The sequence below is a fragment of the Catellatospora chokoriensis genome (assembly GCF_011297315.1).
GTDB classification, from domain to species: Bacteria; Actinomycetota; Actinomycetes; order Mycobacteriales; family Micromonosporaceae; genus Catellatospora; species Catellatospora citrea.
Map to the genome: position 1 here is coordinate 242,346 of NZ_JAAOTI010000008.1, position 25,168 is coordinate 267,513.

The window sequence follows — 25,168 nt, forward strand, 5'->3', positions numbered from 1 at the left end:
CGATCTTGCGCGAACTGTTGCCGTTTTGCCCGTTTGGAGTGTGTCGTACCCACAGGCCACGCAAGATCGTCGCGATCTTGCGTGTTGGGAGAGGGTGCCGGGGTTGGTCGAGGGCGCTGGGGGGAGGGGGAGTCGGGGGGTTAGGGCTCTGGGTTTGAGCGCAGGTAGGCGAGCACGGCGAGGACCCGCCGGTTCGTGTCGTCGTCCGGTGGCAGGCCGAGTTTGGCGAGGATGTTGCCGACGTGCTTGCCCACGGCCGCCTCGGTGACCGTGAGCCGCCGGGCGATGGCGGCGTTGGAGTGGCCCTCGGCGACCAGCGCCAGCACCTCGTACTCGCGCGCGGACAGCTCGGCGACCGGGTCGCGGCGGTGGGCCAGCAGCCTTCGTACCACGTCGGGGTCGATGACGGTGCCGCCGCCGACGACGGTCCGCAGCGCCCCGACGAAGTCGGCGATGTCGACGACCCGGTCCTTGAGCAGGTAGCCGACGCGCCGCCCGTCGCCGCTGTCGAGCAGCCGCGCCGCGTACTCGGCCTGCACGTACTGGCTGAGCACGACGACCGCCCGGCCCGGGTCGGCGGCGCGCAGCGCCAGCGCGGCGCGCAGCCCCTCGTCGGTGAAGCGCGGCGGCATCCGGATGTCGGTGATCACGAGATCCGGATTCTCGGCGGCCACGGCGTCGACCAGCGCGGCCGCATCACCGACCGCGGCCACCACGGTGAACTCGAAGCGCTGCAGGACCCCGGCCAGGCCCTCGCGCAGCAGCACCCCGTCCTCGGCCAGCACGACCCTGGTCACGGCAGGCACGGCAGCTCCACGCGGACGAGCGTAGGCCCTCCGGCCGGGCTGGACAGCAGCAGCCGCCCGCCCACCGCCGCGACCCGGTCGGCGAGCCCGGTCAGGCCCGTGCCACGAGCCGGGTCGGCGCCACCGCGGCCCTCGTCGCGGACCTCGATGACCAGCGTGTCGCCGTGGCGGTCGAGCCGGACCGCCGCGGCCGGGGCACCGGCGTGCTTGGCGACGTTGCCCAACGCCTCCGAGGCGGCGAAGTACGCGGTGTTCTCCACCCGCGACGGGTAGCGGTCGGCGACCCCGGGTTCGACGGTCACCGCGACGGCGAGCGGGCTGCGGGCGGCCAGGTCGCGCAGCGCGGCGGGCAGGCCGAGGTCGGCCAGCGTCTGCGGGCTGATGCCGTGCACGAGGTCGCGCAGCAGCACCATCAGGTCCTTGGCCTCGGCGTGCGCCCGGTCGAGGGCCGCCGCGGCGGGGCTGTCGTCGGGCAGGTCCAGCCGGGCGACGCCCAGTTGCAGGGTCATGCTGGTCAGCCGGTGCTGCGCGCCGTCGTGCAGGTCGCGTTCGATGCGGCGGCGTTCGGCGTCGAACGCGTCGACGAGCCGGGTCCGGGACCGGGCCACCTCCCGCAGTTCGGCCTGGCCGCCGCCGCCGAGCAGCGCCCGGGCGGTGGCGGCGTGGGCAGCGGCCAACAGCCCGGTGAGGTATGCCAGCACGGGCAGCAGGGCCACGCCGAGCAGCACGTACGGGATCGCCTGCGCCGGGGTGGTGACCTCCCAAGGGCCCATGGTGACCGTGGCGCCGATGCCGTCGATGCCCTTGCCGTCCTTCAGTACCAGCAACGGGCTGATGAGCAGGATGCTGACGAGGAAGACGGCGAACGCCAGCAGGCCGTACGCCAGCGGTGCGACCGTGGCCAGCAGCATGAGGAACACGAGTTCCCGCCAGGACGAGAGTTCGGCGTAGCGCGCGGCGAACCAGGAGGTCGCGGTGCCGGCCCGGGGCCCCGGGTCGACCGGGCGCGGGTCGACGATGCCCAAACGGCGGCGTTCCAGCGCGGCGAACGGAGCCGCCACCAGCGTGCCGACCGCGGCCAGCCCGCTCGTCGCGAGCCCGGCCGCCACCAGCACCGGGGCGTGGAACCTGCCGTCGGCGGCCTGCACGACCACGGCCGCCCAGGTCAGCGTGACCGGCGTCAGCAGGACGGCGGCCACTCCGACGGCGGGCAGTGCGGTCAGGACGTAGAACAGGGCCCGCCACGGCCACTCCGAGAGCAGGTAGCGGCGTGAGGCGAGTGTGGCGAGGAAGTGACGTGGCTGCTCAGAGGGCATGTGGACACGCTAGCCAGCGCGGGCGGCCCGGCCCAGCCGCCCAGGGGGCGGATCCGGGGTAGTGCCAGCCATACCCGGGGCGCCCGTCGGGACACGTCACAGCAGGCCACGGGCCATCGCGGTGGTCACCGCGGCGGTGCGGTCGGACACCTCGAGTTTGGCGAACGCGCGCAGCAGGTGCGTCTTCACGGTGGCCTCGCTGATGTGCAACTGCCGGCCGATGTCGGCGTTGGTGCTGCCCTGCGCGACGAGCCCGAGGACCTCGACCTCGCGCGCCGACAGTTGCTGCTGCGCGGGGCCGCCGCGGACCTGCCGGATCAGCCGTCCGGCGACCGACGGAGCGAGCACCGTCTCGCCGCGGCTGGCCGCGCGCACCGCGGCGGTCAGCTCGGCCCGGGTGGCGTCCTTGAGCAGGTAGCCAGCCGCGCCGGCCTCGACCGCGCGCAGGATGTCCGCGTCGGTGTCGTAGGTGGTGAGCACGACCACGTGGGTGTCACGCAGCTCGGCCAGGATCTGCCCGGTCGCCGTGGCTCCGTCGCCGCCGGGCATCCGCAGGTCCATGAGGACGACGGCGGGCCGCAGCGACCTGGCCATGACGACCGCCTCGGCGCCGGAGCCGGCCTCCCCGACCACGTCGATGTCGGGCTCGGCGTTGAGCATGCCGCGCAGGCCGTCCCGCACGACCGGGTGGTCGTCGACCAGCAGTACGGTGATCATGCGGGCAGCTCCAGGGTGAGGGTGGTGCCCAGGCCGGGCGCGGAGTGGACGGCCAGCTTCCCGGCGACCTGTTCGGCACGGGCGAGCATGCCGCGCAGGCCGTAGCCGTCGGCGGCGGTGGCCGGGTCGAAGCCGGCGCCGTCGTCGGAGACGGTGAGGGTGACCGTGTCGGCGGCGCCGATCAGGTCCACGGTGACCGTGCTCGCACCGGCGTGCTTGCGGATGTTGGCCAGCGACTCCTGCAGCGCGCGTACCAGCACCACCTCGACGGCTGTGGGCAGCGCGGGCGGCAGGTTCTCGACGGTGCAGCTGGTGGCCGCGCCGGTGTCGTCGGCCAGGCGGGCGACCTGCCGGGCGACCACCTCGGCCAGCTTCGCGGTCCGCAGCTCGGCCGGGGTCAGCACGGTGACCATCGCGCGGGCTTCGGCGAGGTTGTCGCGGGCGGTGCGGACGGCCAGGGCCAGGTGTCGGTCGGCGGCGGCCCGGTCGGTGTCCAGTTCGGACTCGGCCGCTTGCAGCAGCGTGACGATGCTGGTGAAGCCCTGGGCCAGGGTGTCGTGGATGTCGGCGGCCAGCCGGGCCCGTTCCGCGGCGACGCCGGCCTCGTGCGACAGTGCCGAAACCTCGGCTCGGGTGGCCTCCAGGTCCTGGATGAGCTGGCCGCGTTCGGCGTTCTGGCGGGTGACGCGGTCGATGGTGGTGCCGATCAGCATGGAGAACGTCAGGCCCAGCACGCTGATCGCGGCACCGGTGCGCATGGCCGCCAGGTCGACCCCGCGCAGCAGGTTGATCGGCAGCGGGGCCAGGTTCAGCACCGCCACGGCCAGCAGCGCGGGCCGCTGCGACAGGCACAGGAACACCATCGGGCACAGCGCGAACAGCGTGAACGTGCTCATGTCGTCGGCCGCCACCGCCACCACGAACAGCACGATGAGGAAGACGACGTACCAGCGGCCGCCGGCCGTCTCGTGGTCGTGATCGTCGTCGACGGGTGCGGTGCGCCGCCCGACGGCCCAGCTCAACACCATGATCACGATGCAGGTCAGGGCGACGGTCCGTGGTGCCGTGTCGACCTCGGTGTGCCGGGCCACCGCCACTGCCACCACGGCCAGGCAGGTGACCAGGTACATGTCCCAGCGCCACAGCCATCGCCGCGTCCGCGGGCACGGCCCGGCGGTCGGGAGGACCACCGGGCCGGGCCGCGCGGAGCTCAACTGGTGCGCCGATCGGTCCAGCGGAACGTGGCCAGGCACAGCACCAGCCCGAGCAGGCACCACGCTGCCAGCACCAGGGCTGTCCTGCCGTGCTCCCACTGTCCTGCCACCTCCTGCGCCGCGAGCGCGTCGGGCAGGAACACCGATCGGAAGCCCTGCCCCATCCACTTCACCGGGAAGACCGACGATACTGCCGTCATCGCCGCCGGCAGCGCGGCGATGTTGACGAAGATGCCGGAGGAGAACTGCAGCGCCAGCACGGGCAGGTTCATCACCGCAGGGGCGCTGCGGGCCGAGCGGGCCAGCGAGCTGGCGGCGATGCCGAGCAGCGTGCAGGCGATGACCGACAGGGCGAGCAGCCACCCGAACGTCAGCCAGCGCCCCGCGTCGGTCGGCAGCCGCAGGCCGAACAGCAGCACCCCCACCGCGAGCATCAGCGTGATCTCGGCGAGCGTCGTCACGGCCACCAGGACGATCTTGCCGATGAGGTACGCCCCGGCGGTCGCGGGCGTCGCCCGCAGCCGCTTGAGGGTGCCGTCGTCGCGGTCGCCGCTGATGCCGATGCCGATGCTGATGAACGCCGTCGACACGATCCCGTACGCGATCATCCCGGCCGCGAAGACCTGGCTCGCGTGCACCTGGGCATAGCCTTCCAGCGGCTCGTCGAAGATGAACCCGAGCATGATCAGGATGCAGGAGGGCAGGGCGAAGGTGAACACCACCGCGTCCCGCTCGCGGAAGAACTGCTTGATCTCGACGGCGCCCCGCGACAGGCCGGTGCGCAACGTCGAGGGCAGGGGCGGGGTCAGGGTGGTCACCGGGCTTCTCCGATCAGGTCGAGGTAGACGTCTTCGAGGCTGCGTCGCTGCACCCGCAGGTCGGTCAGCTGCGGATCGTTGCGGGCGGTGAGCCCGGCGAGCAGGGCGGTCGGGTCGGCGACGGAGACCTGGTGCGTGCCGTCGGCGTCGCGCCAGCTCACCGTCGACTCCTCGGTGCGGCCGCCGATCGTGGCCGGCGTGCCCTCGGCGACGATCCGGCCGCCGGCCAGCACCACGAGCCGCCCGGCCAACGCCTCCACCTCGTCGAGGTAGTGGCTGGTGAGCACGATGGTGGTGCCCTCGGCGGCGAGGCTGCGGATCAGCGACCAGAACTGCCGCCGTGCCTGCGGGTCGAAACCGGTCGTCGGCTCGTCGAGGAACAGCAGCTCGGGGTCGCCGACGATGCCCAGCGCCACGTCGACCCGGCGGCGCTGGCCGCCTGACAGCGTGCGGAGTTTGGCGTCGGCCTTGTCCGACAGGCCGCACAGGTCGATGACGGCGTCGGGGTCGCGCGGCGCCGGGTAGAAGCCCGCCACGTGCCGGACCACCTCCCGCACGGTCAGGCCCGCACTGTCGTTCGCCTGCTGCAGCACGACCCCGATCCGGGCGCGCCAGCGCCGGCCCGCCGTGCCCGGATCCTCGCCGAGCACGCGTACGTCGCCGCCGTCACGGGGGCGGTATCCCTCGAGGATCTCGACTGTGGTGCTCTTGCCGGCGCCGTTGGGGCCCAGCAGCCCGAACACCTCGCCGCGGGTGACGGTGAGGTCGATGCCGTCGACGGCCTGGTGCCGCCCGTACCGTTTGCGGAGTCCGTGGACTTCGATGACTGCCATGCCTCGATCGTCGCGTTCGGAGCACCACCCCCGGGACGACCACGCGATGGAATCCGGCTGTCCACCGGTCGACGGACACGACGGCCGTCGGGACGTTCACCCGGTCACCCCGGGTGGCGCGATAGGGCGAGTCACATCTGCGCCACGGGTGATCTATCCCGTGCGGCCTGCGCCGTTGCGACGATCTTCGGGCGTTCATCCCCCGCACGAACGGAGTCCGCCTCGTGGTCGCACTTCCCTCACCGAGACGCCGCGCCCCCGCGCACGCCCTGCTGGCGATGACGCTGGCACTGGGCGCGATCTCGGCCGTCTCCCCCGGCAGCGCCGTCGCCGCCGTGCCTGCCGCCAAAGCCCCGGTCAAGCCCGGCGGTTCGCACACCGTCACGCTGATCACCGGCGACCGGGTCACCGTCACCGCGCTGGCCGGCGGCCGCACCACCACCAGCGTCCGCAGCCCGCAGGGCACGACGGTCGGCGCGCACGTGCTGACCTACGGCACGGACACCTACGTGTATCCCGACGCGGTCACGCCGTACGTCGCCGCGGGCCTGCTCGACGAGCGCCTGTTCAACGTCACCGACCTCATCGCCGACGGCTACGACGACGCCCACCGCCCGCAGCTGCCGCTGATCGTGCAGTACGCCGACGGCACGGCCGCCCGCCGCGCGCCGCTGCCGGGCTCGGTGCAGGTACGCGGCCTGGACAGCGTGCACGGCGCGGCCGTCGAGCAGCAGCGCGGTGACGCCGACCGGTTCTGGGCGGCGCTGACCGCCCCGAGCGCGGCCAAGCGCGCCGACGACCGGCCCGTGCTCGCCGGCGGGGTCACCAAGGTGTGGCTGGACGGCAAGGTCCGCGCCGCGCTGGCCGACACGACCGCGCAGATCGGCGCCCCCGAGGTCTGGGCGAACGGCAACACCGGCGCAGGTGTCGCGGTCGCGGTGCTCGACACCGGCGTCGACGTCACCCACCCGGATCTGGCCGGGCAGATCGCGCAGACGGCCAGCTTCGTGCCGGGGCAGGAGGTCACCGACCGGCACGGGCACGGCACGCACGTCGCGTCGACGATCGCGGGCACCGGCGCCGCGTCGGACGGCCGCGAGCGCGGCGTCGCCCCGGGCGCACGCCTGCACGTCGGCAAGGTCCTCAACGACCTGGGCGAGGGCCAGGACTCCTGGATCATCGCCGGGATGGAGTGGGCCGCCCGCCAGCAGGGTGCCAAGGTCGTCAGCATGAGCCTCGGCGGCGCGCCCACCGACGGCACCGACCCGCTCAGCAGCGCCGTGAACGAGCTCAGCGCGCAGACCGGCGCGCTGTTCACCATCGCGGCCGGCAACTCCGGCCCCGACATGCAGACCGTCGGCGCGCCCGGCGCGGCCGACGCCGCGCTCACCGTCGGCGCGGTCGACAGCCTCGACCGGATCGCGTTCTTCTCCAGCCGCGGCCCGCGCCGTGGCGACAACGGCCTCAAGCCCGACATCACCGCCCCCGGCGTGGACGTGCTCGCGGCCCGGTCGCAGCAGTCGAGCGAGGGCGAAGGCCTCTACACGACGATGAGCGGCACGTCGATGGCGACGCCGCACGTCGCGGGCGTGGCGGCGCTGCTGGCCGCGGCGCACCCGGACTGGTCGGGGCAGCGGCTCAAGGACGTGCTGATGAGCACGAGCCGCACCAGCGAGCGCATCGAGCCGTACGTCGACGGCATCGGCCGGGTCGACGCCGTCGCGGCCACGGCTGCGACCGTGTTCGCCACCGGCACCGACTTCACCGACCTGGCCTGGCCGTACCAGCCGGGGCAGCGGGTCGACCGGGAGGTCGTCTACACCAACACCGGTGACGCGCCGGTGGACCTGGCGCTGGCGGTGCGCGCGCCGACCGCGCCCGCAGGCCTGTTCACCCTCGACGCGGACCGGGTCACCGTGCCCGCGCGCGGCACCGCCAAGGCGACCGTCCACATCGCCCTGGACCGCGCGCAGGACGACACCTACGCCCACGTCGCGGTCGACGCCACCGGCCCCGGCGGGCTGCGGCTGCGTACCCTGGTCGGCCTGAACAAGGAAGGCGAGCGCGCCGACCTGACCTTCCAGACCCGCGACCGCGCCGGGCACGGCCTGGCCGGGCTGATCCTGCTCAAGGACATCACCCGCAACACCGTGCCGAAGCTGTACGCGGTGGACGGCACCGGCCGCCTCACCGCGAGCCTGCAGCCCGGCACCTACAGCGCGATCATGCAGGCGGAGCTGCCCGGCGTCACCGGGCCGCACTCGCTGGGCCTGGGCCTGCTGATCGCACCGGAGATCGTGCTGACCGGCGACCGCACCGTCGTGCTCGACGCCCGGCAGCTGCGGCAGGTCGCCGCCGAGGTGAAGACGCCGACCGCGCGCGCCGACGTCCGCGTCGACTACGGCCGCACCAACGGCGACCTGGTGCCGTTCTTCGACAACTACACGGTGCCCAGCTGGTACCACAGCGTCTGGGCCACCCCGACCGGCCGTGCCGTCAAGCAGGGCCAGTTCAGCCTCGGATTCCGCTGGAGCCTGATTGAACCGCCGCTGACCATCAGCGGGCACGGGCAGCGCTACGACGACCTGCTCATGCAGACCGCCTCGCGCAGCCTGCCGGACGGCCGTGAGCAGCTCGACCTCGCCTTCGCGGGCCGGGGCACCGCCGCCGAGCTGAAGCAGGCCCGGGTCCGCGGCAAGGTCGCCGTGGTACGCCACGAGGCCGGTGGCGACGTCGTCGCGCAGGCCGACGCGGCGGCCGCCGCCGGGGCGCGGATGCTGCTGCTCGTCAACGACGGCGACGGCCGCCTCGACGCCTGGTACGAGCTGGAGAACCCGAACCCGGCGCTGCCGGTCGCCGCCCTCGGCCGGGACCAGGGTGAGCAGCTGATCGCCCAGCTGGCCAAGGGCAGGCAGCGGCACGCCGTCGAGTCGCACCCGCTGCCGTCCTACGTGTACGACCTGGTCCACCGCTACCGCGGCGCGGTGCCGCAGGACGTGACCTACCGGCCCGGTCCGCGTGACCTGGCCCGCGTCGACGTCGCCTACCGCAGCCCGGTGCCCGGCACCGGGATGGGGCTGCGCTACGACATCTCCCCGGACCAGCCGTGGGCGGCGCTGAGCGGCGGCATCCTGCCGGTGCCCGCGCAGGGCGGCCGCACCGACTGGGTGTCGGCCGACCACGGCAACCAGTGGTTCGAGCAGGCCGGCATGGGCCCGCTGACCTTCTCGTCGGACCTGCTCGGCTACCGGCCGGGCAGCCGTACGGACGTGCGCTGGTTCGCGCCGGTCGGGCGGCCCAGCATGCTGCAGGACAGCCTCGTGTCGGGCCGGCCGACGATGCTCGGCAACGAGCTGATGGTGTGGGCGCTGCCGAACTGGGGCGACTCCGACCCGCACCACCAGGCACTGGTGTGGGAGGGCGAGATCTCGCAGCAGACCAGCCTGTACCAGGGCGACGAGCTGATCGCGGAGAACCCGGGCAGCAGCATGTACGGGGTGCTCACGCCCGGTCCGCGGCCGGTGCGGCTGATCACCGAGACCAGCCAGGAGGTCGTGTCGCCGTACTCGACCAGCACCCGCACCGAGTGGACGTTCCCGTTCACGGGGGCCGCGTCCGACGAGATCCGGCGGCTGCCGCTGATCGGCGTGCACTACCTGGTCGACACCGACCTCGCCGGCCGGGCCGACCGCGGCGCCCGCCTCGGCGTGACCGCGCAGCAGTTCGAGGGCGTGCACCAGGGCGGGCAGATCCGCAAGGTCGAGGCGGACCTGTCGTACGACGACGGCCGCACCTGGCACCGGACGTCGCTCGACCGGCGTGACGGCTCCTGGCAGGCGGCCCTGCGCGCGCCGTGGTGGGCGAAGTTCGCCTCGGTGCGGATCAGCGCGGCGGACTCCGCGGGCAACACGGTCAGCCAGACCGTCGTGCGGGCCTTCGGCCTGCGCTAGTGGCTGGATCTGGGAGAGTCGGGGCGACCACAGCTCTCCCAGATCCGCCGGTCAGACCCGGGTGATGCGGACAGCGTCGGCGATGACCAGGCCCGTGCCGTTGGTCCAGCGGCTGACGGCGACCTTGTTCTCGTCCCCGGCCGTCAGCGTGAACGTGCCCAGCGTGCGCCACGACCCGCCGTTGAACCGCTGGTCGACGTTCACCGTCTGGTTCCCGCTCGCGGTGACGATCACGTACGGCGCTTTCGTGCTGTACCCCGACAGCGACGGCCACCACGCGTCGACCCGGTACGTGCCCGTCTCCGGGATCGCGAACCGGTACCAGGCCGCGTCGCCGGCCGACACCGGATCGGCGAACCGGTAGTCGGCCCCGTGCCGCTGCACCGAGTACGACGACACACCCCAGTTCGCGCTCGCGGTGAACCGCCCCTCGGTGGTGTTGTCGACGATCGCCGACCAGGCCGTGGACGGGTTGTCCGGATCACCCGACGGCGGCGTCAACGCCGTGCCCAGCGCATACGGCCGGCCGAGGTTCGGGGTCCCGTCACCGTTCCAGGTGATCTTCTGCGCGCGGGTGGTGCGGCCCGCGTAGGTGTACGCCGACGTGGTCTTGCCGTGGTAGACGATCCAGTCCTCGGTGCCGTCCGGCGACTTGAAGAACCCGTTGTGACCGGGGCCGAACACGCCCGCGGCGTCGTTGCGCCAGAACACCGGGCCCGCGTGCTGCACCCAGTTGCCCGCCACCAGCGGGTCGGCCCCGTCGGCGATGGACTTCATCCACAGCTGGTAGTCGGGCTTGCCGGTGTCGCAGGTCGAGTAGACCAGGAACAGCCGCCCGCTGCCGCGCAACCCGACCGCGCCCTCGCGCACCTCCGTGCAGCCGCCACTGGCCGGCAGCGCCATCCGCGAACCCGTCGTCGACCAGGGCGTGTCCATGCGCTGCAGGTAGATCTGCGCAGGCCCGCCCATGCCGCGGCCGGGGCCGCTCCACGCGAAGTACATCTGCCCGTTGTGCACGAACGGCTCACCGTCGATCGCGTACTCGCCGTGGTCGGCGATCCGCGCCTTGAAGTGGTACGGCCCCAGCGGGTCGTCGCCGTCGGACTCGATCACGTACGTGCGGTGGTTGGCGTCGACGCCGTTGCTGGCCGTGTAGTAGACGTACCAGCGCTGCCCGAACCGGTACAGGCCCGGCGCCCACATCTGCTGGTTGCGGCTCGGGTCGCTGTCGCGCCACACGGTGTGCTCGCCGGCGCTCGCCAGGCCCGCCAGCGTCGGCGACTTCCAGATCCCGATCCGGTCCCCGAGCGTGGTGGCCAGGTAGTAGTTGCCGTTCACGTAGGTCAGCGTCGGGTCCGCGCTGCCGTTGAGGGGATTGGTGAACGTGCCGGCCGCCAGCGCGGGCGCGGCGGGTATGAGCAGCACGAGCGTCAGGAACAGCAAGGCCAGGCGTCGCATCGGGTCAACTCCCGTCTCGGGATGGTGGTGCTCGGATGCGACAGAGCATGCGACCGGCCGCTCGGGCCGTGCCAGTCGCTTCGGGCAGGGCCGAAGCGTGCCGCGACCGCTACCAGGAGATCGCCGTATGGGCATCGCTGATTGCCCGTAATGCCGGTCTCGGGTAGAGTCCGCGCAGCGGAGGCCTGACCATGCTGCGTTTACACTTCACCGCCGCAGACCTGGGCTCGCTGCGGCTCGCCTCAGGCGCCGATCCACTGTGGGAAACCCTGCTCAGCCAGCACGCTCTGACGAGCGGGCACGGCCCGCCGGCTCTCGGCGGCTGGCGTCGCCACGCGATGGCACGCCTCACCCCGCAGATGCGCGCCCTGCTGAGCCTCGCGCCGCCCACCGGCTACTCGCCCGACTTCCTCACCCCGACCCGCGGACTCCACGACGCCGCCGAAGGCCTCGACGCGGGGCTGGCCGAAGTGCTCGCGACACCGCTCGACCACCTGCGTACGGACCTGCGCCGGGTCCTGCCCCGGCACTGCCCGCGGGCGCGGACCGAGCGGCTGGCCGACGGCGACCGCGCGGCATTGGCAGCGCTGGCCACGGCGATGCGTTCCTACTTCGAAGCGGTGCTCGCCGGCCACTGGGAGCTGATCTCGGGGCAGGTCGCCGGGGCACGGGCGCGTGGGGCGCGGTTCATGGTCGACGGGGGTGTCGACCGGCTGCTCACGACGCTGCATCCGACTATCCGGTGGGACTCGCCGACCCTGCACGTGGCCTACCCCGAGGACCGCGACATCCATCTCGCCGGGCGCGGCCTGGTGCTGCTGCCGTCGTTCTTCTGCCGGGGCACGCCGGTCACGCTGCGGGCGGACGACCGGCCGCCGGTGCTGGTGTACCCGATCGACCACGACCCCGACTGGGACGCCGACCGGACCCCGCCGCCCGGCGGTGAGCTGGTCGCGCTGCTGGGAAACACCCGCGCCGCGGTGTTGCGCGCGGCCCAGCTGCACCCGCACGGCTGCACCACCACCGAACTGGCCCGCCGGGTCCGCATCTCGCTGTCCAGCGCCAGCGAGCACGCCACGACGCTGCGGCGGGCGGGACTGCTGCGGACCCGCCCGTACGGCAGGCACATGCTGCACCTCGTGACCCCGCTGGGGCGCGCTCTGCTCACCGGAGGTGCCGGACCGCCGCGGTCGTGGTGAGCGACGCGTCGGCGGCCGGCTGTGGCGCTGCCTACGGGGTGCCACGGCTTCGCCCCCGGTGCGGTGGCATCACTCGACGGTCACCACCACCTTGCCGCGGGTCCGCCCGGTCTCGACGTGGCGGATGGCTTCGCGCAGTTCCGTGAACGGGTACGGGCGCTCGACGACCGGCTTGACCGCGCCGGTGTCGCACAGCGCGGTCAGCTCCACCAGGTCGCGGCCGCTGGCCGGACCGATCGGGGTGTCGGTGATGGCCACGGGCTGGGAGGTGAGCTTGCCCATCACGGTGGCGCCGATCATGTGGTCGACGGGCCGGGCCCAGCGTCCCGCGTTGCCGCCGACGACGACGTAGGTCCCCGCCGGGCGCAGCACGCGCCGGGCGGCCCAGACGGACGGGCTGCCGGCGATGTCGATGAGCGCGTCGAAGCCGCGGGCGAGCCGGGTGAAGTCCTGCGTGGTGTAGTCGATCACCTCGGCCGCGCCGACGGACCGGACGAGTTCGGCGTTGCGCGCGCTGCACACACCGGTCACCTCCGCGCCGGCCGCCCGTGCCAGCTGCACCGCGTACGTCCCGACGCCGCCGGAGGCCCCGTTGACGAGGACACGGTGTCCAGGCTGGACCGCGGCGTTGTCGCGGATCGCGACGAGCGCGGTCAGGGCCGCCATCGGCACGGTCGCGGCCTGCTCGAAGGAGAGGCTGCGCGGTTTGGGTGCCAGGTGGTCCTCGGGAATGCAGGTGTACTGCGCGAAGCCGCCGTGCTTGACCAGGGCGTAGACCTCGTCACCGGTGCGGAACCGGGTGACCCCGGCGCCGACCGCGGCGACCTCGCCCGCGACGTCGCAGCCCAGGATGGAGTGGTTCGGGCGGCGCTTGCCGAAGCCGCCGCCCATGAATCGGGCGACGACGGGCTCGCCGCGCAGGTGGTGCCAGTCGTACGGGTTGATCGAGGTGGCGCGGACCCGGACGAGCACCTCGCCGGCCCCCGGCACGGGCGTGTCGACGTCGGTGAGGTGCAGATTCTCGGGCGGTCCGTAGGAGTGGAGCACGTACGCCTTCATCGAGGTCTCCTGACCTTACGTTGTAAGTCTTACGTTGTAAGGTAGCCTTACGCCGTAAGGCGGTCAATCAGGGGAACTCCCTAGGTCAGCGTCGCCGATCGAGGCCGTCGAGGAGCAGATCGAGTCCGAACTCGAATTCCGCCTGGTCGTCGCACCAGCCCAGCGTCGAATCAGGATCGTCGTGCATGACCTCGGCCAGCATGCCGACGAGGTGGGGCAGCCGCGCGGCCATACTCGCCATCACCGGGTCGGGCTCGCCCGTGGCCGGCCCGTCACCCGGGGTGAACAATTCCTGGCTGAAACCCAGCGCCCGGCTGCCGAGCGCGTGCATCGCGCGGTGGGCCAGGTCGTTGGAGAACCCGCCGTCGCGCATGATGCCGATCAGGCCGTCGTAGTACAGCAGCACCGCGGGGCTGGTCGTGGTCCGCGACTCGAACACCGAGGGCGCCCACCGGTGCCGCAGCAGCAGCCGACGGGCGGTCAGGATGCGCTCGCGGGCCGCGCTCTGCCAGGCCGCGCCGCGGGTCGGCAGCGTGATCCGGCCGACCACCTCGTTGATCTCGGTCGCGATGACGTCGACGACGCCGTCCAGGACCTGTTCCTTGTTGGCCACGTGGTGGTAGAGCGACATCGCCTCGGCCCCGAGGCTCTCGGCGAGCCGGCGCATCGTCACGGCGCCGATGCCGCCCTCGTCGGCCAGCTCGATCGCCGCCCGCAGCACACGATCCCGGCTCAACGCGGGCCGGGACTCGGTGCGACTGCTTCGGGTAGCCAACGACATCAGGCCCTTCACTCGCAGGTCATCGTACAGCCAAGGCTACGGCTGCCCGATCACGCGAATTCCCGCCGGGACGCTCGCGGTGCGGGCCGAGCCGACCGAGGACGGCCCGTCCCCGCCGCGGAACCGGACCCACCCGCCTCCGGGCGGGCCTCAGCCCCGGTTCTCCGCCAGGCGGCGGATGGCCGAGGCGGAGGCACCACGGGCCCAGTCCTCGAAGGTGTGCGGGCGGGTGACGATCCGGCACCGGCCCGCCGCACCGAAGGCGTGCTCGGCGAACGCGGCCCGCAGATGCTCCTCGAACAGGTCGAAGTCACTGACCGCCTCACCGCCGATGATGACCAGTTCCGGGCCCGCGAGGTTGACCAGTGTCGCGATCGCGGTGCCGATCACGGTCGCGGCCTGCTCGAACGTCCGCACGGCGAGGGGGTCGCCGTGGTGTGCCAGATCGACGACCTCGCCGATCGACAGCTCCCGGCCGTGCCCGCGGGACACCTCGGCCACTATCGCCGGCGTGCCGGCGACGGCCTCGACGCAGCCACGTCGGCCGCACGGGCAGGTCCGGTCAGCCGAGGTCAGCGGCAGGTGGCCGATCTCGCCCGCGACGCCGTACGCGCCCTCGACGACCTCGCCGTTGACGTGCAGGCCGCTGCCGATGCCGCGGCCGATGGTGACGATCGCGAACGAGGCGGTGCCGACGCCCACCCCGAACCAGTGCTCGCCGATGGTCAGGGCCCGCACGTCGTTCTCGACGAGCACGTCACGGCCCAGGCGCTCGGTCAGGATGGCCGCGAGCGGCACCTCGCTCCAGCCCATGATCGCGGACTCGCGGACGATGCCGCCGACGGTGTCGACGTCGCCGGAGACGGTGACCGCGACCGCGCACAGCCGCCCGGCGCGCTCGCCGAGCAGGTCGACGAGCCGGTGCACGGTGGCTTCGAGGGCGTCGACGACGGTGTCGAGCTTCGTGGAGTCGAGCGGGCGGCGGTCGCTGGCGAGGATGCGGGTGGTCAGGTCGGTGGCGACGCCGACGATCTCGTCGGCGTTGACCTTGATGCCAAGGCAGACCAGCGCGTCCGGCACGACCATGAGCGGGTTCGCCGGTCGCCCCGGCTGTCCGTCGCGCTGGGATTCGAGCCGGTCGGACACCAGGCCGACGCCGATGAGCGGGGCCACCGCCTTGGTCACCGCGGCCTGGGACAGGCCCGCCAGGCGGGCGATGTCGATGCGGCTGATCGGACCCCGGGTGAGGATGCACTTGAACACCTCGGCCGCTGCGGCGGAGGCTCCTTGCAGCAGCGAGACGGCGGCGCCTGGTTCGTACATGACGGGATCCCTTGTGGTTTCGATGCCGGTCGTGGGTGGCGCGTGGTCCGAGCAATACGGTAGAGGTGCGGGGGCAGGGTGGGCGCGAACGCCGTTCCCGCCCCCGCGCCGGTATCACTCGCCGAGGATCTCCTCGGTCTTCTTCGCCATCTCGCCGAACACGTTCTTGTCGCGCTCACCGCTGAAGTAGGCCTCGAACAGCGGCTTGATCGTGTCGGCCAGCTCCTGGCCGTTGGCCGTCGGCGGGGCCGCCCACAGCTCGCCGTTGTTCAGCGCGTTGACGAAGCCCGACAGGTCGAGCCCCTGCGCCTGCTGCGCGTCGACGGCGGCCTGCAGCGACTTGGCGATCGAGGGCAGGAACGTCGCGTCGACGCCGGCCGCCGACTGGCAGGCCTCCGAACCCATGTAGGTGACCCACTTCCACGTCGCGTCGAGGTTCTTGGTGCCGACGTAGATGTTGTTGGCGTTCGAGTTGCTGATCATCGAGCGGCCCTGGGGTCCCTTGACGGTCGGCGCGATGCCGACCTTGACGCCCGGGATCTTCGTGATCGAGGTCGCGTCCCAGGTGCCGCCCTGGATCATCGCGACGGTGCCCGAGCCGACCTGCTGCGCGCCGGAGACGGTCAGCTGACCGTAGCCGGGCATCAGGCCGCGGTCGCCGAGCCCGCGCAGGTACTCGAGGGTCTTGGCGAACTCGGGGGTGTCGTACTGGAACCGGGTCGGCCACGCGGGCTTGTCGCCCATGCGCCAGCCCAGGGTGGACACGAACGAGTTCCACGAGGTCTGGCCGTTGAAGTCACCGGAGGCGAGGCTGCCGATGCCGTAGGTGGCGACCTTGGTCTTGTCGAATCCGGGCTGGTCGCCGCGGACGCCGTTCTTGTCGATGGTGAGGTGCGCGACGATGTCGTCGAAGGTGCCGCCGTCGTCGGGGTTCCACGTCATGTTGCGGACCTGGTCGGCGGTCAGGCCCGCCTCGGTCACCTTCGCCTCGTTGAAGTAGATCGCGGCGCCGGCCCAGTCCAGCGGGATACCGTACTGCTTGCCGTCGGTGTACTTCCACGAGTCGACGCCGATGTTGAAGACCTTCAGGTCGTAGCTGGTCTTCTTGATCAGGTCGTCGAGCGGCATGATCTGCTTCTGGCCGGCGTACGCGCCCAGCAGCGGCACGCTGTTCTGGAACGCGTCGGGCGCAGCGCCCGAGACGAAACCGGCGGTGAGCTTGGTGAAGTAGTCGCCGACGCCGTACTGGGAGATCTTGACGGTGATGCCGGGGTTGTCCTTCTGGAAGCCGGGCAGGCACTTCTCGTACGAGGCGGCCTGCCGCTCGTCCCAGGTCCACCAGTTGACCGTGCCGCTGCCGGCGCTGGTCTCGTCGGCGGTCGAGCATGCGGTGAGCGCGGAGGCGGCGATGACGACGAACGCTAATGCCGATGCGATTCGCTGCGGTTTCACGAGTTCCTCACTGTGGGTGGCGGGGCGCCGTCGCTGACGCCCGATCGGGTGTGCGTGATGTGTTGTGGTGGGTCGGTTGGCCGGCGCTCACGCGCTCGGCAGGGTGACCTCGCCGTGTGGCGGAAGGTCGAGTTCGCGTACCCGGCCGCCGTGCTCGACGGTGATGCGGTGCGCGGTGCCGGTGAGGTCGCGGATGACGGCGCGGTCGAGCACGCCGCCGCGCCAGGTGAGGTCGACTTCGCGGCCGCCGCGGGCGCGCAGCCCGGTCACCTGGCCGTCGGGCCAGGCGGTGGGCAGGGCGGGCAGCAGGCGGATGCGGCCGCCGTGGCTCTGCACGAGCATCTCGGCGATCGCCGCGGTGAAGCCGTAGTTGCCGTCGATCTGGAACGGCGGGTGGGTGCTGAACAGGTTCGGCAGCAACCCGCCCCACTCGGACCCGTCGACGGGGGCGAGCCTGCGATGGTCGCGGTCGAACGCGGTGAACGCTTCGAGCAGCAGGCCGCGGGCCTGCGCGGCGTCGCCGAGCCGGGCCCGCAGCGCGACCTTCCACGCCCACGACCAGCCCATGGCCCCGGGTCCGCGGCCGTCGAGGAAGCGGCGCGCGGCTTCGGCGAGGCCGGGAGTGCGGGCGGGGTCGATCAGGTCGAGCGGGTAGAGGGCGACCAGCGGGGACAGGTGCCGGTGGTGCGGGTCCACGTCGGCGACGTCGGTCGACCATTCGCGCAGCCGGCCGTCGGGGCCTGCGCTGAGCCGGGGCAGCCGGTCGAGGGCGGCGGCCAGTTCGGCGTCGAGCGGGTCGTCGGTCCCCATCACCTCGATGGCCGTGCGGGAGCGCTCGAACAGGGCCCGGATGAGGGCGAGGTCCGTCGTGGTGGAGACGCCGATCGCCTCGGGTGCTCCGTCGCGGCCGACGTACAGGTTCTCGGGCGAGGTCGAGGGGACGGTCCGCAGCCCTCCGGTGGCCGGGTCGTCGACGAGCCAGTCTAGGCAGAACAGGGCCGCGCCGCGCATGAGTGGCCAGACGGTGCCGGCGAGCAGGTCGCGGTCGCCGCTGAACTCGTAGCGGTCCCACAGGTTGTGGGTCAGCCAGACCCCGCCCATCATCCACATCGCCCAGCTCGGGCCGCCGTGTCCCATGCCTACCGGCAGGCTCCAGCCCCACAGGTCGCTGTTGTGGTGGGCGACCCAGCCGCGCGCGCCGTAGAGGCGGGCGGCCACGTCGGAGCCGGTGCGGGCCATCCGCCGCACGAGCGCGGTCAGCGGCTCGATCGCGTGGTCGAGCCCGACCACCGGCGCGGGCCAGTAGTTCATCTGCGTGTTGATGTTGATCGTGTAGTTGGACGACCACGGCGGCCGCAGGTCGTCGTTCCAGACGCCCTGCAGGTTCGCGGCCGGCCCGCCGGTGCGCGACGAGGCGGCGAGCAGGTAGCGGCCGTACTCGGCGAGCACGGTGACGCGCAGGGGCTCGTCGTCGCCGTGCAGGACGTCGGTGTCGACGTCCCAGGTGCCGCCACGCCGGCCGCCGATCGCGAAGCGCGCCCCCGAGGCATGGTCCCGCACGTCGGCGAGGTGCTCGGTGAACAGCTCGGACGCGGTGCGCCGCAGGGCGGCGGCCGCGGTCGAGCGGGCGTGCTCCCGGATCTCCTCGCGGGAGGAGGTCCGCCAGCCGGCGCCGTCAGGGTCAGCCCACCACAGTGCAGCCCTGCTCGACGTCGACAGTGCGATCAGCAGCCGGCGCGCCCCGCGGACCCGCAGGGTGTCACCGTCGGAACCGTGGGTTCCGTCGCTGTCGACCGCGAGGGCCGCGGTCGCGAAGTGGTCGAAGCCGTCGCCGTCGAGGTAGCGGTGCGGCGGTTCGACCGAGGGTTCGTGCGCGGGCGCGCCGTCGACGGGCGCGAGCACGTCGAGAGTCAGGCGGGTCGGGGCGGTGTCGCGTCCCACCTCGCGCAGCGGGCTCGACAGGCGCAGGTCGACGTCGAGCACGGGGGAGTCGGCGGTGTATGCGACGACCAGGCAGCCGGCGGGTGCGCTGACGTAGGTGCGGCGCGTGACGGCGACCCCGTCGACGTGCAGGTCTTCGGTCAGGTGCGCCTGGTCGAGGTCGAGCACGCGGGCGGCCCGATCGGGTGCGGCGACCGCTCCGCGGGTCTCCAGCGCCAGGTCGACGAACGGCAGGAACTCCTGGGAGTACGGGCCCTGGAAGCTCATCAGCAGCGCCTCGGCCCGGCGCAGGTCCTCGGCGTCGATGGCGGCCCGGACCTCGGCCAGGCGGGCCGGGCCGGCCCCGCCCGCGATGAGGTCGTCGAGCGCGTCGGCGGGTCCGTCGGGGTGCCCGGACCAGATGGTCGCGTCGTTGACCTGGATGCGGGCCACGGCGCCGCCGAAGGCCATCGCGCCGATGCGGCCGTTGCCCAGCGGGGTGGCCTCGACCCACTCCCGCGCGGGTCGGCGCCAGGCCAGGCGCAGCGTCGGCGTCATCACTTCACTCCGGAGAAGCCGATGGAGTTCACGATGCGCTTGCCGAACACCATGAACAGCGCCAGCATCGGCAGGGCCGCGACCAGCGTCGCCGCCATCAACCCCGCCCAGTCGGGCTGCGCCTGCGGCGAGGACTGCTTGAACACCGCCAGCGCGAGGGTCAGCGGCTGCACGGACTCGTCACTGGTGACCAGCAGGGGCCAGAAGTAGTCGTTCCACATGCCGATGAAGCCGAGGATCGACAGCGTGATGACGGGCCCGCTGGTCATCGGCAGGGTGATGCCGAACAGCACGCGCAGCCGCCCCGCGCCGTCGAGCAGCGCCGCCTCCTCGATCTCGGTGGACAGGCCGAGCATGAACTGCCGCAGGAAGAAGATGTTGAAGGCGGAGAACAGCGACCCGGGCAGGATCATCCCGGCGAAGGTGTTGAGCAGGCCGAGTTCCTTCACCAGCACGAAGTTCGGCAGCAGGGTGAGGATGCCGGGCACCATCAGCGCGGTCAGGAACATGCTGAACACCAGGTCGCGGCCGCGCCAGTGCAGGCGGGCGAAGGCGTACGCGGCGAGGGTGGAGAAGAACACGATCAGCGCCGTGGACAGCGTCGCGTAGATCACGGAGTTGACCAGGAAGTGTCCGAGCTCGACGGACGCGCCCGAGCCGCCCTCGGCGATGGACTCCTCGGTCGTGGCGAGCCCGAGCACGCGCCGGAACGGTCCCCAGGTGAAGCCCGCGGGCAGCAGCGAGGCGGGCTCGGCCATGAGCGCGTAGTTGTCCGACAGCGCGGTGCGCAGGATCCAGTAGAACGGGAAGATCGTCACGAACAGCACGCCGAGCAGGTACGTCCAGGCGGCGGCCTTGCCGACGGTCCAGCCGCGGCGGCGGGTCGCGGTGGCGGTCATGCGCTGACCTCCGATTCGTTGGCGCGCAGCAGGCGCATCTGCAGGAACGTGATGACGAGCAGGATCGCGAACAGCGCGAACGACATCGCCGAGGCGTAGCCGAAGTCGAACTGCCCGAACGCCTTGCTGTAGATCAGCATCTGCAGCACGTTGGAGGCGTTGGCCGGCCCGCCCTTGGTGGTGACCTGGACGATGTCGAACACCTGGAACGCGCCGATGACGTTGAGGACCAGCACCAGGGCCAGGATCGGGCGCAGCAGGGGGAGCGTGAGCCTGCGGAACATCTGCAGCTCGCTCGCGCCGTCGATGCGCCCGGCCTCGTAGACGGTGGGCGGGATGGTCTGCAGGCCGGCGAAGATGATGATCGACGTGTAGCCCATCTGCTTCCACACGTTGATCAGCGCGATCGACGGGATCGCCCATTCGCGGGAGGTCAGGAAGCGTACGCCGTCCCCGCCGAGCGCCTCGATGGCGATGTTGACGATGCCGAGCTGGGCGTCGAGCATCCACGCCCACACGGTCGCCGCGACGACCGCGGAGATGAGGAACGGCAGGATGATCAGGCCGCGGATGACGGTCGAGGACGTGAGCCGGTGCAGCACCGCCGCGGTCACGATCGACACGGCCAGGCTCATGGTCACCGAGAGCACGACGAAGTAGACGGTGACGCCCAGCGCGGACCAGAACACGTCGTCGGCGGCGAGCTTCACGTAGTTGTCGAACCCGACCCAGGTGGGCGGGGTGAGCACCGCGAAGTCGGTGAAGCTCAGGTAGAGCCCGCGCAGCGTCGGGTAGACCGCGAAGACGGCGAACCCGATCAGCGAGGGCGCGATGAGCACCCAGGCCAGGCGGGCGTCGCCGCGGTGGGCGGGGGAGTTCGCGTTGACCGCGCCGCGGCCCCTGCCGCGCCGCCGCGTCGCCGGCTGTGGTGGCCGCGTTTCGCGGGCCGGTGTTTCCAAGAGCGCCATTGGTCCTGCTCCCGCATGTTCGATCTGTCGCGCCGTTGCCACGGCGGGGGTTTTCGATCTGCTCCTGCGCTTGCCGCGACAGACTAAACATGATTAATTTACGTCGTCAAGTAACCTTGTCGTAACGTCCACGGAGGCTCTGAACCATGCATTCCGGCGCCGAAGCCGTACTCGCCCTGCGTGCCGGAGGCGCGGCCTTCATCGTCGAGGTGCGCCATCCCACCCCCCGTGTCCTGCACTGGGGCGCGGACCTCGGCGACCCCGCCGACGGCCGCGGCGACGACCTCCGGCTCACCGCCGAGCCCGCCGTCCTCAACAACTCACCCGACCGACCCCGGGTCCTGTCCGTCTGGCCCAACGCCTACGACGGCTGGTCGGGCACCACCGCACAGGCCGGCAACGCGCTCGGACACGCCACCACCCCACGCCCCGTGCTCGACTCGCACCACCTCGACGTGCCCGCCGACGGGATCGGCGGCCGGCTCACCTTCCGGTTCCTCGACCAGGTCACCGCCCTGCGCTCCACGATCACCTACGAGCTGGACCGGTTCGGGGTGCTCGCCGTGTCGATGAGCGTGCAACGCGACGCCGCCCTCAACCCAGGGACCGGCGCGACGCCGTACACCCTCGACGGCCTGCTCGCCCTGCTGCCCGTGCCCGAACGCGCCACCGACCTGCTCGACTTCACCGGCAAGTGGTGCCGCGAACGCGCCGCCCAGCGCACCCGGTTCGGCTTCGGCACCCACCTGCGCGCCACCCACCGCGGCAAACCCGGACACGACTCGCCCTACCTGCTCGTCGCCGGCACCGAAGCGTTCGGCTTCGGCCACGGCGAGGTCTGGGCCATGCACCTGGCCTGGAGCGGTGAGCAGCGCTACCTCGCCGAACGCCTGCCCGAGGCCGCCGGCGCGTTCGCCGCCGTCATCGGCGCCGGCGAAGCCCTGCACTCCGGCGAGGTCATCCTCACCGACGGCGACCGCTACGACGCCCCCACCGTCCTGTTCACCTGGTCCGACGCCGGCACCGACGGCGTCGCCGACCGGCTGCACCGCCGCCTGCGCGACCGCCCCCACCACCCCACGACACCGCGCCCGCTCGTGCTCAACACCTGGGAAGCGGTCTACTTCGACCACGACCTCGACCGGCTCACCCGCCTGGCCGAACGCGCCGCCGAGGTCGGCGTCGAACGCATCGTGCTCGACGACGGCTGGTTCCACCGCCGCCGCGACGACACCGCGGGCCTCGGCGACTGGCACGTCGACCGCGACGTCTGGCCCGACGGCCTCGACCCGTTCGTCAAGGTCGTACGCGGGCACGGCATGCAGTTCGGGCTCTGGTTCGAACCCGAGATGGTCAACCTCGACTCGCAGCTCGCCCGGCGCCACCCGGACTGGATCCTCGGCCCGCGCGCCGGCCTCGGCCCCAGCGCCCGCCGGCAGTACGTGCTCGACATCGCCCGCCCCGAGGCATACGCCTACCTGCTGGCACAGATCGACGCCCTGGTCCGCGAATACTCCATCGACTACCTCAAGTGGGACCACAACCGCGACCTGCTCGAAGCCGTCAGCCGCCGGCCCGACGGCGACCGGCCCGGCGTACACAGGCAGACCCTCGCGCTCTACCGGCTGCTCGACGAGCTACGCGCCCGCCACCCCGACCTGGAGATCGAGACGTGCTCCGGCGGCGGCGGCCGCATCGACCTCGGCATCCTCGACCGCACCGACCGGGTATGGGCCTCCGACTGCAACGACCCCGTCGAACGCGTCCAGATCGAACGGTGGACCCGCGCCCTCGTACCCCCCGAACTCATCGGCTCGCACCTCGGCGCGGCCCGCGCCCACACCACCTCCCGCACCACCGACCTGTCGTTCCGGCTCATCGCCTCGCTCACCGCCCACGCCGGCATCGAACAGGACCTCACCACCGCCACCCACGGCGAACTCGCCGCGATCACCGCCTGGTCACGGCTCTACCGCGAACTCCGGCCGCTGCTGCACACCGGCCGGGTCGTCAACGCCGACCTCGCCGACGACGCGACAGCCCTGCACGGCACCGTCGCCCACGACGGCTCACGCGCCCTGTTCACCTGGGTCCGGTTCCACACCTCACCGGCCGGCCAGTCCGGCCGGATCCGCTTCCCCGGACTCGACCCCGCCGCCCGCTACCGCGTCGCCGTCCGCGAAGAACTCGGCGCGGCAAGCCGCCACCAGGGCCGCGACCCCGAATGGATCACCCGTGCCACGCGCGGCCCGATCGAACTCTCCGGTGCCGTGCTCGCCACCGCGGGTGTGCCGATGCCGACCCTCAACCCCCAGCAGGCCATGCTCTTCGACCTCGAAAGGATCAACCCATGACCAAGCCGACCGTCCTGTTCGCCGGCGACAGCATCACCGACTGCGAACGGCGCGACGACCCCGCCGGGCTCGGCGACGGCTACGTCCTGCGGATCACCCGCGCCCTGGCCGGCCAGGCACGCTGGGTCAACCGCGGGATAAGCGGCAACAGCACCCGCGACCTGCGCGACCGGTGGACCGCCGACGTGCTCGCCGAGCGGCCCTCGCTGGTCAGCGTGCTCGTCGGCATCAACGACACCTGGCGGCGCTACGACAGCGGCACCGTGACCACCCCGGCCGACTTCGAGGCGAACTACCGGGCGCTGCTCGACCCGCTGGCCGCCGGCGGCGTCGCACTCGTGCTCGTCGAGCCGTTCCTGCTGCCCGTGCGGGCCGAACAGGTCGAATGGCGCGAAGACCTCGACCCGAAGATCGACATCGTACGGGAGCTCGCGCGCGAGTACGCCGCCGTGCTCGTACCGGCCGACACCGCCCTCAACGCCGCGGGCGATGCGGAGGGACTCGCGCCCGACGGCATCCACCCGAGCCCCCACGGCACCGACCTGCTCGCCAAGCTGTGGCTGGACCACGCGGCACCACTGCTTACGGCGCTGCCGCCGCGCTGAGTCGCCCTCGACCGGTCCGCTCCCGCCACGGTGCCGGACCACAGGCGTTTGCATCCCGCGAATGCCTGGAGGGCGGGTACGCGAACCGCTTCGGCAGGGCGCCGCTTGCCGAAGCGGTTCGCGGCCTGCCAGATCGAGAGTCCGGACCGTGTGGCCCACTCTGTCTGGTGAGGGCTAGGCGATCTGGCGCAGATCGTCGCCGTAGTCGAAGATGATGCGCATACGCGCGCCCAAAGCCTGGGCGTACCGGCTGAGCGTTGCCACTTCGTTGGCGTCGAGATCGCCGTTCTCGATCTGGCTCACCCGCCCGGGTGTGACGTTCATGAGCCGAGCCACATCGCGTTGGGTCAGCCCGAGTCGGCGACGCTCTTCTGCGAGATGGTAGGCATGGGCCCAGGCAAGGGTTCGGGCACGCTCGGTCTCCAACGCGGCGTCGTCGCCGTCGTGCAGCTCGGCTCGCACGTCTTCCCAGTCGTGAAAGTCGGTCATAGCGCCTGCCTCCTCTTCTGCTCGTACTCAAGCCATGCCTGGTAACCAGCCTCGGCCTGGGGAATCGCCTGCCTGTACCAGCCGTCCCAGTTTCCGGCTTTGTTTCCGGCGACCAGCAGGATCGCCTGGGACCACGGGTCGAAGACGAACAGGATGCGGATCGACACGTCGCGCCCTGATCTCGGTCGCAGCTCCTTGAGGTTGGCGAGGAAGGACCCTTTTAGCGTGTCCACGAGGGGTCTGCCAAGCGCCGGCCCGGTCTCGACCAGCATGTCGATCGCGACGTTGACGCTCCGGTAGGTGTCGGGGTCAGCCTTGCGCAACTCTCGGAGCCACTCGCGCACCTCGGAGCTGGTGCGCACGTTCCATCGGCGCTGTTCGACGGTGGCCCACGGAACGACTATAGCTCAAGCTATACCCGGCCGCTTGGGGCGCGGACGTCGCCGTCC

20 protein-coding genes are annotated in these 25,168 nt (G+C 72.1%); 4 read left to right on the forward strand and 16 right to left on the reverse strand.

What is annotated here, in order from left to right:
* Positions 1 to 140: 140 nt before the first annotated feature.
* From HAV39_RS14575 to HAV39_RS14600, 6 genes are all read right to left on the reverse strand, one after another.
* Positions 141 to 806, reverse strand: coding sequence for a response regulator transcription factor (locus tag HAV39_RS14575; RefSeq protein ID WP_191839747.1), 666 nt, complete (start codon positions 804 to 806; stop codon positions 141 to 143).
* Entirely contained in the window at positions 794 to 2,122 is a 1,329-nt protein-coding gene (locus tag HAV39_RS14580) for a sensor histidine kinase (RefSeq protein WP_191839748.1), read from the reverse strand. The genes HAV39_RS14575 and HAV39_RS14580 overlap by 13 nt, the downstream gene beginning before the upstream one ends.
* 96 nt (positions 2,123 to 2,218) lie before the next feature.
* The gene (locus tag HAV39_RS14585; protein WP_191839749.1) at positions 2,219 to 2,839 is read right to left on the reverse strand and encodes a response regulator; all 621 of its coding nucleotides are present in this window, start codon (positions 2,837 to 2,839) and stop codon (positions 2,219 to 2,221) included.
* Positions 2,836 to 3,969 (reverse strand): sensor histidine kinase, encoded by a 1,134-nt coding sequence (locus tag HAV39_RS14590; protein WP_191839750.1) that lies wholly within the window; start codon positions 3,967 to 3,969, stop codon positions 2,836 to 2,838. Before HAV39_RS14590 ends, HAV39_RS14585 begins: the two co-directional genes overlap by 4 nt.
* Positions 3,970 to 4,049: 80 nt before the next feature.
* Complete coding sequence (locus tag HAV39_RS14595; protein WP_239120543.1) at positions 4,050 to 4,871, reverse strand: ABC transporter permease; 822 nt, start codon at positions 4,869 to 4,871, stop codon at positions 4,050 to 4,052.
* Positions 4,868 to 5,704, reverse strand: coding sequence for an ABC transporter ATP-binding protein (locus HAV39_RS14600; protein ID WP_191839751.1), 837 nt, complete (start codon positions 5,702 to 5,704; stop codon positions 4,868 to 4,870). Before HAV39_RS14600 ends, HAV39_RS14595 begins: the two co-directional genes overlap by 4 nt.
* Positions 5,705 to 5,928: 224 nt before the next feature.
* On the opposite strand from HAV39_RS14600, the gene HAV39_RS14605 reads away from it, so the two are divergent.
* Positions 5,929 to 9,654: a S8 family serine peptidase gene (locus HAV39_RS14605; protein ID WP_239120542.1), complete on the forward strand. Its 3,726-nt coding sequence runs from the start codon at positions 5,929 to 5,931 to the stop codon at positions 9,652 to 9,654.
* Between the two features lie 51 nt (positions 9,655 to 9,705).
* On the opposite strand, the gene HAV39_RS14610 is transcribed toward HAV39_RS14605, so the two are convergent.
* Entirely contained in the window at positions 9,706 to 11,112 is a 1,407-nt protein-coding gene (locus HAV39_RS14610; RefSeq protein WP_191839752.1) for a family 43 glycosylhydrolase, read from the reverse strand.
* Positions 11,113 to 11,303: 191 nt separating this feature from the next.
* Between HAV39_RS14610 and HAV39_RS14615 the strand changes: the two genes are divergently transcribed.
* Positions 11,304 to 12,311 carry a winged helix-turn-helix domain-containing protein gene (locus tag HAV39_RS14615; protein WP_191839753.1) on the forward strand — a complete coding sequence of 336 codons (1,008 nt, stop codon included), beginning with the start codon at positions 11,304 to 11,306 and terminating at the stop codon, positions 12,309 to 12,311.
* 69 nt (positions 12,312 to 12,380) lie between these two features.
* Here the strand turns inward: HAV39_RS14615 and HAV39_RS14620 are convergent, their stop codons facing one another.
* The 7 genes from HAV39_RS14620 to HAV39_RS14650 form a co-directional block, all read right to left on the reverse strand.
* Positions 12,381 to 13,370: an NAD(P)-dependent alcohol dehydrogenase gene (locus HAV39_RS14620; RefSeq protein ID WP_191839754.1), complete on the reverse strand. Its 990-nt coding sequence runs from the start codon at positions 13,368 to 13,370 to the stop codon at positions 12,381 to 12,383.
* Between the two features lie 85 nt (positions 13,371 to 13,455).
* Entirely contained in the window at positions 13,456 to 14,106 is a 651-nt protein-coding gene (locus HAV39_RS14625; RefSeq protein ID WP_342355580.1) for a TetR/AcrR family transcriptional regulator C-terminal domain-containing protein, read from the reverse strand.
* Positions 14,107 to 14,301: 195 nt separating this feature from the next.
* The gene (locus HAV39_RS14630; protein WP_191839756.1) at positions 14,302 to 15,474 is read right to left on the reverse strand and encodes an ROK family transcriptional regulator; all 1,173 of its coding nucleotides are present in this window, start codon (positions 15,472 to 15,474) and stop codon (positions 14,302 to 14,304) included.
* A 114-nt stretch (positions 15,475 to 15,588) separates the two neighbouring features.
* Positions 15,589 to 16,926: an ABC transporter substrate-binding protein gene (locus HAV39_RS14635; protein WP_203736233.1), complete on the reverse strand. Its 1,338-nt coding sequence runs from the start codon at positions 16,924 to 16,926 to the stop codon at positions 15,589 to 15,591.
* Positions 16,927 to 17,013: 87 nt separating this feature from the next.
* Complete coding sequence (locus HAV39_RS14640) at positions 17,014 to 19,404, reverse strand: glycosyl hydrolase family 95 catalytic domain-containing protein (RefSeq protein WP_191839757.1); 2,391 nt, start codon at positions 19,402 to 19,404, stop codon at positions 17,014 to 17,016.
* A complete protein-coding gene (locus tag HAV39_RS14645) occupies positions 19,404 to 20,303 on the reverse strand; it encodes a carbohydrate ABC transporter permease (protein WP_120319736.1) in 900 nt (299 codons plus the stop codon). The genes HAV39_RS14640 and HAV39_RS14645 overlap by 1 nt, the downstream gene beginning before the upstream one ends.
* Positions 20,300 to 21,271 carry a carbohydrate ABC transporter permease gene (locus tag HAV39_RS14650; protein ID WP_191839758.1) on the reverse strand — a complete coding sequence of 324 codons (972 nt, stop codon included), beginning with the start codon at positions 21,269 to 21,271 and terminating at the stop codon, positions 20,300 to 20,302. Before HAV39_RS14650 ends, HAV39_RS14645 begins: the two co-directional genes overlap by 4 nt.
* Before the next feature lie 146 nt (positions 21,272 to 21,417).
* On the opposite strand from HAV39_RS14650, the gene HAV39_RS14655 reads away from it, so the two are divergent.
* Both HAV39_RS14655 and HAV39_RS14660 read left to right on the forward strand, forming a co-directional pair.
* Positions 21,418 to 23,625 carry an alpha-galactosidase gene (locus tag HAV39_RS14655; RefSeq protein ID WP_191839759.1) on the forward strand — a complete coding sequence of 736 codons (2,208 nt, stop codon included), beginning with the start codon at positions 21,418 to 21,420 and terminating at the stop codon, positions 23,623 to 23,625.
* Entirely contained in the window at positions 23,622 to 24,230 is a 609-nt protein-coding gene (locus HAV39_RS14660; protein WP_191839760.1) for an SGNH/GDSL hydrolase family protein, read from the forward strand. The genes HAV39_RS14655 and HAV39_RS14660 overlap by 4 nt, the downstream gene beginning before the upstream one ends.
* A 174-nt stretch (positions 24,231 to 24,404) precedes the next feature.
* On the opposite strand, the gene HAV39_RS14665 is transcribed toward HAV39_RS14660, so the two are convergent.
* Together HAV39_RS14665 and HAV39_RS14670 are read right to left on the reverse strand one after the other, a co-directional pair.
* Entirely contained in the window at positions 24,405 to 24,719 is a 315-nt protein-coding gene (locus tag HAV39_RS14665) for a helix-turn-helix domain-containing protein (protein ID WP_191839761.1), read from the reverse strand.
* Positions 24,716 to 25,081 carry a type II toxin-antitoxin system RelE/ParE family toxin gene (locus HAV39_RS14670; RefSeq protein ID WP_203736232.1) on the reverse strand — a complete coding sequence of 122 codons (366 nt, stop codon included), beginning with the start codon at positions 25,079 to 25,081 and terminating at the stop codon, positions 24,716 to 24,718. The genes HAV39_RS14665 and HAV39_RS14670 overlap by 4 nt, the downstream gene beginning before the upstream one ends.
* Positions 25,082 to 25,168 lie beyond the last annotated feature (87 nt).